Source organism: Pseudogracilibacillus sp. SE30717A (assembly GCF_037071985.1).
Taxonomy (GTDB): Bacteria; Bacillota; Bacilli; order Bacillales; family Amphibacillaceae; genus Pseudogracilibacillus.
In genome coordinates this window covers 42,583-53,111 of record NZ_JAXHDF010000017.1, presented here as the reverse complement: position 1 = coordinate 53,111, position 10,529 = coordinate 42,583, and the positions used below count along the sequence as shown (strand labels likewise).

Here is a 10,529-nt window from a genome sequence, read left to right as displayed (position 1 = left end):
TAGAGTGGTTACCCACTCTAGTTAATTTTATTCAATTGTATTTTTTCTTCTGAAAACTAATAATGAAGCTCCAGCAATTAATGTAATAGCTCCGATAAGCATATAGCTGTACATATTAGTCGCAGTACGCGGTAATGTAGATCCATCACCTTTATCAGATGCTTTCGCAGCTGCGTCATCCCCATCTTTTACTGTATCATCGCCATCTTCGACTGTTACTTTAACATCATCGTTCGTACCTTGATTACCACCATTATTTCCTTTTCCGTCGTTACCAGTTGTTCCACTTCCGCCGTTTCCATTATTACCGTTTCCTGTACCAGGACTTGGTTCCGTAGTACCATCGCCTCCATCTCCGCCGCCTGTGCTAGGCTCTTCGTCGATTGGAAGACCAATATCCGCGTATTTTCCAACTTCAAATGGAACGTTTATTGTTTCAACGATTGTATCTCCATCGCGGTAAAGCGTTACTTTTACTTCCATTGATTTGAGTTCATTAATTGATTTATTCGTTTCACCTACAGCTGTAAAGTAACCTTCGTAACCCGAAGCTCCACCTAAGTCACCAAACGTTAATGTCGCAAGGTTACCTTTCCAGTCTACTTCTACACGGCTACCACTGTTATATTCAGGTTTTAAAATCTTAATGCCATCTGGAACAATAAATTCCATTGTTACTTTTTCCACATCAGCAATATTGATGTTTTTTACGGAATATTTGAAGTTAAATCCAACTTGGTTACCTGTAACGCCTGGATAATCAGTAATTATTTGTGCAATTGCATCAAAATGCCATGCAATATCCATCCCTGAAAAATCAACATTGATATGTCCTACAAATTGTCCTATCGGATTATAGCCTGCATCTAAAATTTTAAATACAGAGATAGTTTCTGATGTCACGACAGCATCGGATACACCAACTACCGGGATGCGATACGTTAACTCGCCTTCTTTTCCTTGCTCTAAATCAGGAAGTTTTAAAGCAACTGCTTTTCCACCTTCCAAATTTAAAATTTCCATATTTGCTGGAGTGTTATCATCATTTACGACTTCAACATTCTCTGGCAATTCAAACGCTACATAAAGGTCATTTACTTTACTATCTGTTTGATTCAATGCTTTTACATTTACGTTTAAGAAATGATATTTTTTACTCTCGTCATACGTTGTGCTTCCTGTAATGGAACCATGTAAATCAATTGTTGGATTTTCTTCCATTACTGAAAAATCAATTTCTCTTTGTCCACGAAGCTCTCCAATTTCTTCATACGAATTAGAATCTACATCAACATCTAATAAATACATATTAACATTTGGATCATTATCATTTTCTACTCCGGCTAAAGAAATCTGTTTATTAACATGTTCTGAACCAGATGAAGGAACATTCGGAATCTTCACTGCCAGTCCAGTTTTTCCAGCAATATAAATTGGAATAACTCCGCTTGGTAAGTCTTGACCAATTTTTACACCATTTGGAATTGTGAAAGCTACCCACTTATTTTTGATTTCTTGTGTCGTATGGAAGTTTGTAATTCCTGCACGTAAGTTAAGCACATAGTGACCTTTGTTAAAATCATAAACAATGTCCCCACTAGCTCTACCAAAAACATCCCTAAGGTTTAATTCTTCTTCCTCTTCGTTCGAAACTTGAACTTCTTCTACTTCTTCTTCCTCATTAACAACTTCCTGTTCTGTGAGTTCTTCTTCATTCTCTTCAGCTACCGGATTAACTTCATCCGCAGTTTCTACCTCTTCAGACTCAACTGCATCAGCTTCTTCTGCCTCATCAGCTACTGATTCTTCCGTTTGTGTCGAATCTGTATTCTCTACTTCTTCATCCACTTGTTGATCCGTTTCAGTGCCCTCTTCCGCAACTTCAGTATCTTCAGCTTCTTGTGCAGTTGCAGTGAATGGAGCTACTGGAGAAAAAGTCAGCATCAAAATCAACATGAATGTCGATATTTTCTTCAACATGTAATCCCTCCTCTTTTTTAGAACTAGCGTTTTTCTGTAAAATTTTAACCTGCTCGTATCCCTGAAAATAGGATTGCTTTCTTACGCCAAGCTCTTGTCCATAACATGAGTTAGTTTAAGCAATTTAAAGAGCGACCACAAGAGCTCATTCTCTCATGCTTTTCAACTTACCTTTAAACCATTTTTTTCCACCATTAGTACTATTGGTTTATACTTCCAATTACTTCTTTATAATTAATGACTTATATATTTTGAGAGAAATTTAAAAACGTAAGAAAATAGTATCGTTTTTGAAAGTTTATGTAAGTAGATTGTTATGGTTCAGTGTAAATGAGAAGATTCTGCTTATTTAATAAGTGAGGAAAATTAATGATTTAGTTGGATAAAGAAATAAAGAAAATGATCTAATTTGGGGATAAACGCTTAGGTATAAACGAATGTTTTCTAATTTTTTAAAAAATAATTCGTTATAAAAAAACTTCCAGGTCAAATAGTGGGGTAAAGTCAATGTCCAATAGAATATCTAAAAAATTATACAGTAAAAAACCTCGTTAATGGTTAGATATTCAACCGTTAACGAGGAGAAAAATTTATTACTCAACTTTCGCACCAATAGAATTAGTGTGAAGGTTGAGTAGCACTTGATTTAACGCATCTTTCATAGCCCACTTGAAAATGTAAGAAATGAACTGTTCATACTTAAAGAAATTACTGCTTTGTAAAAGTAGAAGTGCAGTAACTTAAGATCGTTATTATCTTACCGCTACGGAAATATGTTTCGCTTTCACCACGGGCATAAGAGCGACATCTGTTCGAGCTGCGCTTACGCTTGCTTTCACAGTGTCTCCTTTACCATGGACGGCTGCCCGGCCTTCTTGTGCTACGCACTGTGTAGTCTCATCTAGGCCTTTGCTCCCATAGGAGTCTCCACATATTTCCTCCGCTGGAATGATGCTGTTATTGCTTGAGGAAGTCTACACACGCCATCACGTGATAGTAGATTGTAGCAGAGGGCAGTCGACTCCTGCGGGAAAAGCAACAGCTGAAGATTCCGCAAGAAGCGATCTTTGCTTCTGAGGAAGCTGAAGCGGTGCCCGCGGAAAGCGTACTGCCCGGAGCGGAAATCAACGATGCTGAAACTAAGGATCATAGACTTCAGTTACTGCATAGTTTACGTTAACTACTCAAAGTCAACATAAGTACTGTACCTTTATCTACCAAATAGTATCAAGGTTCATTCGATATTTTCTCACTGCGAAAGTTGAGTTATTACATTAATAATCCCATAAATGCTGTAGCCATTCCAAAGTAAATTAAAATGGACGTTAAATCATTTAATGTGGTTATAAATGGACCAGAGGCTACAGCAGGATCAATATTCAATCTTTCCATAATTAATGGGATCACCGCACCTGACAAAGTCGCCACTGTTAATGTCACTAAAATAGCAATCCCAACTAAAAAACCTAAGAATAAGTTCCCTTTCCAAAAATAAATTAAAAAGGTAACAACGATTCCACATGATCCACCTACAAAAAGTCCTGTTGTAATTTCCTTCATAATCATTTTGATTTTTTTCTCCGCGCCGTAATCACCGACTGCAATACCTCGGACGGCAACAGCAAGCGATTGAGTACCTGCATTCCCCGCCATCCCGGCAATTAACGGTATAAAAATCGCAACGATTGGAACTTGTTCTAATGTTTCTTCAAAGCTATTTATCAAACTTGCAGTAATCATACCTAAAAATAATAAAATGATTAACCATGGTAACCGTTTTTTCGCTGATTGAATTGGGTTCGAATCTCGGTCCTTTGTCCCTGTCCCCGATAATGCAGCAAATTTAGAATAGTCATCAGTTGCTTCTTCATCCATAACGTCTAAAATATCATCTACAGTAATTATTCCAAGTAAATGATTTTGAAAGTCAACAACTGGAAGTGCTAAAAAGTCATAATCTCGCATCATCTGAGCAATTTCTTCTTGATCACGACCAACCGAAACAGAAACAACATTTTCAGACATTAAATCTTCAACAATCTCGTCATCTTCCGCAATAATTAAGTCTCGTAACGATAATACACCAACTAGACGTTTCTGATCATCTAACACATACGTATAATAAATGGTCTCCGCATCTGGTGCTTTTTCTTTCATCTGCCGTAATGTTTCCTTTGCTGTTTGTGATTTTAATATAGACACAAACTCCGTTGTCATTATACTACCGGCAGTTTTTTCTTCATAATGGAGAAGCGCCTTAATTTCTTCTGCTGATGATTTATCCATTATCGTTAAAAAGCTTGCCACTTCATCTTTTGTAAGTTCCTGTAAGATGTCAACAGCATCATCAACAGCCATTTCAGCAAATACCATTGTGGCAAATCGAGGATCCATTTCAGTTATAAATTTCTCTGTTTCATCTAATTCAATGTACTCCATAATATCTGACATTTCTAATGGAGATAAGTACGTATAAATTCTCACACGTTCCTCATATCCTTGCTCCCTAAAAAACATTGCTTGGTCATACGGGTGAATTTCAAGAAACTTTTCTCTAAACTTTTCTGTATCTTCTTCCATTAATAAGTCTTTTAATTCGCCATATAATAATTCTGCTTCCTGTGCATTTTCAACCATCATCTTCACCTACTTTCAGATTTTCACTTAAAGGGTTAGGTGGCTTTCACACTAATTAAAACGTAGAGGTTTATTTGTTAAAAAAATGTAAAAAAGACACCTCTACGAAGAAGGTGCCATCATAATTTTAAAAAATGATATAAAGCCTCCATCGTGGAGTTTTAGCACTATATGGCCTGGATAGTATATCCCACTGCGTTAAAAACTACCTTAAGTCGATAGTTTCTGTTAACCCATTGGAGTCTCTCGACATTTCTGGGTAGCAGCTTACTTCCATATAGGAGCCTCACCTAACGAGGATAAGTATACTTTTGTTTTTTATTCCATCCCTTATCATAACAAATGAAAACGAGTTGTCAAATGGATATTTATTCCAAACGGACTCCTATGAAAGCAAACGGGCAAAATCATCTGGTTCATTACAATTTCGCTGAATATATTGCTTCGTAAAAGGATGAATAAAACTAATTTCAGAGCAATATAACGCTTGCCTTAATATTGTACCCGTTTCTCCACCATATAAATCATCCCCTACTAATGGATGACCAATTGAAGAAAAATGTACCCGAATTTGATGTGTCCTACCTGTCTCCAATTCGATCTGAACGTACGAGTATCTCTTCATCTCCTGGACAACTTCATAGTGTGTCACAGCTCTTTTTCCATCATTTTTTACCATTCGTTCGATAATAGAGTCAGGTTTTCTGCCAATCGGAGAATTAATAGTCCCTTTTTTCCTTTTTAAGTTTCCATGAACAATTGATCGATATGTCCGTCGTATTTTATTTTCCCGTTGTAAATCAGATAATAACGAATGGCTGTATTGATGTTTGGCAATTAAAACTAATCCAGATGTATCTTTATCTAATCTGGTTACGATATGAATCGTAAAAGGGATGTTTCTTTTTTCATAATAATAAGCAATTGCATTTGCCAAAGTCCCGGTACGATGTAATCTAGAAGGGACAGTTGCAATTCCTGCCGGTTTATTTACAATCATTAGGTATTCATCTTCAAAAACGATCTCCAGAGCCATTTTTTCTGGCTGAATATAATCACTTATCTTTTCAGGTGGAAATTCAATTTCCAACCTATCGCCCTCTTGAAACATATAACGGACTGTCTTCTTTTCTCCATTTACCCTTATATTTCCTAAAGGTGATTTCACTTTTTTCACTAAACGCTGGGAAAATTTTAATTCATCATATAAATAATCCCGCAACATGGACCCGTGATCTTTTTTTTCAATTACACGACGTATAATATAATTATTCATCGCGCTTAACTTCTGTAACGAACGAATCACGCACTCTATTCCAAAACGGGAAAGGTCTGTAACGAACAAAACGTACTCTTTCTTTTGCTACTCGACACTGAATAGATTTTACATTATTAAATGATTTCGTTATATGATCAAACGCAATAATAAAACTATCTTTCCCTAAAGGTCGTAATAAACATGTATGATGTTTTGGCAAAATAAGAGGTGACCCTATCGTACGAAATACTCGGTTATTTATTGAAGCTATTTCAGTTACTTGAATCGCTTCTAAAGAGGGATGAATAATTCCACCACCTAATGCTTTATTATATGCTGTACTACCGGATGGAGTCGATATACATAACCCATCTCCACGAAATGTTTCAAAATGTTCTCCTCTAATTTGTACATCAAACACAACCGAACCTTCGACCGTTTTGATTGTTGTTTCATTGAGGGCCAAAGACCGTAATGACTTTTCCTCATCTTTAAATCGAATGATGACTTCTAATAGCGGATATTCTACAACGTGAAAAGGTGTTTTAGCAATTTCTATAACTAATTTCTCAATCTCATTAGACGTCCAGTCCGTATAAAAACCTAAATGTCCAGTATGTACTCCCAGAAAAGCCGTCGTATCTAATTTATCAACGTAAAGTCGAAACGCTTCTAGAAATGTACCATCGCCCCCAACAGAAATAACGAGCTCGGGATTTTCTTCATTGTATATGAGATCAAAATCAATTAAATACTGTTTCATCTTTGCCTTAATTTTATTTGAACGCTCGTCTCCTCTAGATACAATCGTAAATTTCATTTGAGTTACCTCCTAAGATTTTTAACCTCTTTCTATGTAAAAAACCGAAGCTAAACTACCTGTTCTTATTTTATCATATTCCTTTCGTGCAACCTATCAACAAGAGATAACCTTAGCAATTGCAAGTTCTCTACTTATCATCCATAATTAAAGCATATTTACAATACGTTTAAGTGGAGGATTTATGGCACAAGAGATTGAAATAGAATATAAAGTTTTATTATCAAAAGAAAAATATGATGAACTCGAATCTAAGTTACCTTTTCCCAACCATTCAATTACCCAAATTAATTATTATTTTGAAACAAATAATTTCCAATTAAAAAAACATAAGAGTGCTTTACGTATCCGTGAAAAAAATAATAAGTTTACACTTACACTAAAACAACCACATGAGAATGGCATTTTAGAAACGCATGATCCATTAAGTAAAGATGAGTTTTTAAGTTGGATTAACAATAAGCCAATCCCAAAACCATCTATAGGTCAACAATTACAAAAACTGACAATAAACGAATATGATTTACACTACTATGGCTCACTGAAAACAGAGAGGAAAATCTTCGAGCAAGATGATGTCTTGTACATGTTAGATAAAAGTTTTTATAACGGAATCATAGATTATGAGTTGGAAATTGAAGCTAATTCAAGAGAAGTTGGATATCATGCTTTTCGTAATCTTCTCGAAAAATTTAATATTAAGGTAAAAAGACCTATAACTAAAATTGAACGGTTTTTTAATAGTCTATAACGTAAACAGGGCAATATTTTTGCGTTTCACTTCTACGATTGTTATAATATGTAAAAATATAAATCTTTGAGTTTTAGCGTAACATCAACATATGAGGGGTCATAAGATGATAAAACCGGGGACAATTTATGAAGCAATTGGTGGACAAGAAGCAGTCGATAAAATCATCGATTCATTATATACACATATAGGAGCACATCCGAAATTACTACCAATTTTTCCTGAAGATTTAAATGAGTCTGCTAGAAAACAGCGGCTTTTTTTAACTCAATTTTTCGGTGGGCCTAGTTTATATTTAGAAGAGAGAGGTCATCCTATGCTCAAAAGGAGACATATGGCCTTTGAAATAACTCCTGAAAGAAAAGATGCTTGGTTGGAGTGTATGAATAAAGCATTAGAAGAAGCAAAAATTCAAGAGCCTTATCGCTCAGCTATTTTTGAAAGATTAACAATGACGGCACAACATATGATTAATACAGAAGATTGAATTTCTCTTCCTAGAAAATAGATTTGCTTTTCACAAACTAATTAATGATCTATAAAAATTCATCATATTTAGTGGAGACTAGCGTATACATGTAAAAAATCAGGATGTCGCACGATGCACTTATTATGAATGAAAGAGGGATTCATATGGATGCCTATGATGTGCAAAATGAGACAACTCATTCAAGTACAATTTATCCATTTATAAAGTTTGTTAACAAACCTGTTTTGATCTATTATTTTGTAGATCCGTTTTGTTATGATTGTTGGTCAATTGAAAATTCACTAAAAAAAATGACGATGAATTACGGTGGTTTTTTCAATGTGCGTCCGATTATCAGCCATACGTTCTGTGCAAAAATGAATCGGTCAAAAAAACGTTATCTATTTGAGCAATCTAGTAGATATTACTTATCATTAGGGATCAAAGCTGCTGGATTACAAGGTAATAAAGCAGGACGAGACTTCTTACGAAACATTCAAGAAGAACTATTTTTATATCAAAAATCCGAAACAGCCGACGATATAATGTATCAAGCAGCTATTCAATCACAACTTGATATAAATGAATTTACAACTGACTTAACTTCTTCAACAGCAAGAAATGCGTATCAGAGAGATATTAGATTAATTGAAGAAATGGATGTAACTTACTTTCCAACTTTTGTATTTTTAAGCCAATATATTGATGATTATAGTGTGAAAGTATCTGGATTACATTCATATGAATCTTATGTTTATGTATTGAAGACAATGTTACAAACGAATCTTCATACAAAACAACAAAATATACCACCGTTAGAAATTTACTTAAGAAATTATAAACGAGTTCAAGCTGAAGAAGTTGCTTTCATTTTCGACCTTTCTTTAAGAGAAGCGGAAAAGCAGCTCAAAAAATTACAATTAGAACAAAAAGTAAAGCGAGTAGTTGGAAATAATAAAGTGTATTGGGAATATATTGAATGAGGTCAGGATTAAGTATTTTTATCAAAGAAACGGCGAGCGATGCTAGATTTATAACAGCTACGGAAATATGCTTCGTTTTCAAACAGGCATGAAATCAACATCAGTTTAAGCAACACTACCTGCTTTTACTGTGACTCCTTTATCACGGGCACGGCCCAAGGTCTTTGTTCCTGAGCCACATTTAGACGATAGAAGTCTGTCTATATTTCCGTAGCCTAAACCCTATTCATTCAGTTAGTAGTTTTATATCTGTCCTAGATTCTTTTTATTATATTAAATGCATAGTATTTAATAGGAGGGGATTGTTGTGCAAACGTCATTCATACTACCTATTTTTTTTACGCTGTGCACGATTGTTCTAATTGTTGTGAATTTCTTTGCACTAATGAATTTACTATCGTATTTTATAACATTGCCACTACTATTTTTATCCATTTACCTAACTTTATTTAGTATTTCCTACCGTAAGATTTATCGAGGTTCTAATCGAACTCGTAACTACTAGTAAAATAAAGCAAATAAAGTGATTAGCAAAGCTATAACAATAAATCCGGCTACATATGACCAAATTTGAATGGGTAGCATTGTTGAGACTGAGTTCTCTTCATAATGCTTAGAACGTCTAATCGCATCTTTGTGCGGAAAAGTTTGTGATTCATACCTCTTTAATTTTCTTTCCTCTTGTTTTAATGCCCTCACAGTGACAATAGCAGCTATAACTACAAGTACCAGACAACAGCTGATAAGAATAGCGTTCATTATTAAACACTCCTCTTTTTATTTGGATTTGTAGTCGTGATATGATAAATATTCCCGCATTTTAGATATATAAAACCCTGCACATTTATTTTTTCAATATTAGAACCTTCATTATAAGTTAGAGGAGGATATTATGATATGAGTAAGAAACGAGATTTGGTATTATTTATTGCTTCGAGTTTGGATGGATATATTGCTACAAAAGATGAATCACTTGAGTGGCTCTTTAATATCGAAGGTGAAGGAGACAACGGCTTTTCGGAGTTTTATGATACGATTGATACTATTTTAATGGGGAAAAGAACATACGATTGGATACTAAACCAGGATTTAAAGGAGTTTCCATATAAAAACAAAGAATGTTATGTATTTACAAGTTCTTTTGCTGAAAATACGGAAGATGTAAAATTTGTAAATGGTGATTTAACTAATTTTATAGATAAACTAAAAAGGCAAAATGGAAAAAACATATGGATTGTTGGTGGAGGAGAATTACTACATTCCTTTATAAAAGAAAAATTAGTTGATGAACTTATTATATCAATTGCCCCAACTTTACTAGGTAAAGGTATTTCCTTATTTAAAGAGGGTGATTATCAATTAAACCTCTCATTGAAACAAATGAGAAACTTTAATCAATTTGTTGAACTACATTATGAAGTTAAAAAGTAAAGGGATACAAGTACAGAGAGAGGCTAGGACAAAAATTATAACTCTGTCCCAACCTCCTTCAATTATCAACATTAAAATTTAACAAAACCTAAAAAACAAAAAGCGAATCGCCATTAAACGATACGCTTTTTTCATTTTCATCTTTTCAATTTTAACGAAAATCTCTCGTTTCTTCAATTAACCTACTTGCCACCATATAC

General features: G+C 34.6%; 9 protein-coding genes and 1 riboswitch. Of the genes, 4 read left to right on the top strand and 5 right to left on the bottom strand.

What is annotated here, in order from left to right; all coding sequences use genetic code 11:
- Window positions 1-27 precede the first annotated feature (27 nt).
- The 4 genes from SPD48_RS19385 to SPD48_RS19370 form a co-directional block, all read right to left on the bottom strand.
- Window positions 28-1,980 carry an LPXTG cell wall anchor domain-containing protein gene (locus SPD48_RS19385; protein WP_336259793.1) on the bottom strand — a complete coding sequence of 651 codons (1,953 nt, stop codon included), beginning with the start codon at window positions 1,978-1,980 and terminating at the stop codon, window positions 28-30.
- A gap of 1,269 nt (window positions 1,981-3,249) precedes the next feature.
- Window positions 3,250-4,620: a magnesium transporter gene (gene mgtE, locus SPD48_RS19380; protein WP_336259792.1), complete on the bottom strand. Its 1,371-nt coding sequence runs from the start codon at window positions 4,618-4,620 to the stop codon at window positions 3,250-3,252.
- Window positions 4,621-4,756: 136 nt separating this feature from the next.
- A riboswitch (M-box (ykoK) riboswitch) is annotated at window positions 4,757-4,922 on the bottom strand.
- 80 nt (window positions 4,923-5,002) lie between these two features.
- Window positions 5,003-5,893 (bottom strand): RluA family pseudouridine synthase, encoded by an 891-nt coding sequence (locus tag SPD48_RS19375; protein ID WP_336259791.1) that lies wholly within the window; start codon window positions 5,891-5,893, stop codon window positions 5,003-5,005.
- Window positions 5,886-6,695 carry an NAD kinase gene (locus SPD48_RS19370; protein WP_336259790.1) on the bottom strand — a complete coding sequence of 270 codons (810 nt, stop codon included), beginning with the start codon at window positions 6,693-6,695 and terminating at the stop codon, window positions 5,886-5,888. The genes SPD48_RS19375 and SPD48_RS19370 overlap by 8 nt, the downstream gene beginning before the upstream one ends.
- Window positions 6,696-6,879: 184 nt before the next feature.
- Here SPD48_RS19370 and SPD48_RS19365 point away from each other — a divergent pair, with 184 nt between their 5' ends.
- The 3 genes from SPD48_RS19365 to SPD48_RS19355 all read left to right on the top strand — a co-directional run bounded on the left by SPD48_RS19365 (window position 6,880) and on the right by SPD48_RS19355 (window position 8,898).
- Window positions 6,880-7,446 carry a CYTH domain-containing protein gene (locus SPD48_RS19365; protein ID WP_336259789.1) on the top strand — a complete coding sequence of 189 codons (567 nt, stop codon included), beginning with the start codon at window positions 6,880-6,882 and terminating at the stop codon, window positions 7,444-7,446.
- A gap of 106 nt (window positions 7,447-7,552) precedes the next feature.
- The gene (locus tag SPD48_RS19360; RefSeq protein ID WP_336259788.1) at window positions 7,553-7,933 is read left to right on the top strand and encodes a globin domain-containing protein; all 381 of its coding nucleotides are present in this window, start codon (window positions 7,553-7,555) and stop codon (window positions 7,931-7,933) included.
- Window positions 7,934-8,058: 125 nt separating this feature from the next.
- Window positions 8,059-8,898 carry a DsbA family protein gene (locus SPD48_RS19355; protein ID WP_336259787.1) on the top strand — a complete coding sequence of 280 codons (840 nt, stop codon included), beginning with the start codon at window positions 8,059-8,061 and terminating at the stop codon, window positions 8,896-8,898.
- A 501-nt stretch (window positions 8,899-9,399) separates the two neighbouring features.
- On the opposite strand, the gene SPD48_RS19350 is transcribed toward SPD48_RS19355, so the two are convergent.
- Window positions 9,400-9,657 (bottom strand): hypothetical protein, encoded by a 258-nt coding sequence (locus SPD48_RS19350; protein ID WP_336259786.1) that lies wholly within the window; start codon window positions 9,655-9,657, stop codon window positions 9,400-9,402.
- A gap of 138 nt (window positions 9,658-9,795) precedes the next feature.
- On the opposite strand from SPD48_RS19350, the gene SPD48_RS19345 reads away from it, so the two are divergent.
- Complete coding sequence (locus SPD48_RS19345; protein WP_336259785.1) at window positions 9,796-10,329, top strand: dihydrofolate reductase family protein; 534 nt, start codon at window positions 9,796-9,798, stop codon at window positions 10,327-10,329.
- Window positions 10,330-10,529: the final 200 nt, after the last annotated feature.

Bases quoted from the DNA above. Each gene is read 5' to 3' on its own strand.
- SPD48_RS19385 (WP_336259793.1), bottom strand. From the start codon at position 1,980: ATGTTGAAGAAAATATCGACATTCATGTTGATTTTGATGCTGACTTTT.
- SPD48_RS19355 (WP_336259787.1), top strand. From the start codon at position 8,059: ATGAATGAAAGAGGGATTCATATGGATGCCTATGATGTGCAAAATGAG.
- SPD48_RS19350 (WP_336259786.1), bottom strand. From the start codon at position 9,657: ATGAACGCTATTCTTATCAGCTGTTGTCTGGTACTTGTAGTTATAGCT.
- SPD48_RS19365 (WP_336259789.1), top strand. From the start codon at position 6,880: ATGGCACAAGAGATTGAAATAGAATATAAAGTTTTATTATCAAAAGAA.
- mgtE (WP_336259792.1), bottom strand. From the start codon at position 4,620: ATGATGGTTGAAAATGCACAGGAAGCAGAATTATTATATGGCGAATTA.
- SPD48_RS19375 (WP_336259791.1), bottom strand. From the start codon at position 5,893: ATGAATAATTATATTATACGTCGTGTAATTGAAAAAAAAGATCACGGG.
- SPD48_RS19345 (WP_336259785.1), top strand. From the start codon at position 9,796: ATGAGTAAGAAACGAGATTTGGTATTATTTATTGCTTCGAGTTTGGAT.
- SPD48_RS19370 (WP_336259790.1), bottom strand. From the start codon at position 6,695: ATGAAATTTACGATTGTATCTAGAGGAGACGAGCGTTCAAATAAAATT.
- SPD48_RS19360 (WP_336259788.1), top strand. From the start codon at position 7,553: ATGATAAAACCGGGGACAATTTATGAAGCAATTGGTGGACAAGAAGCA.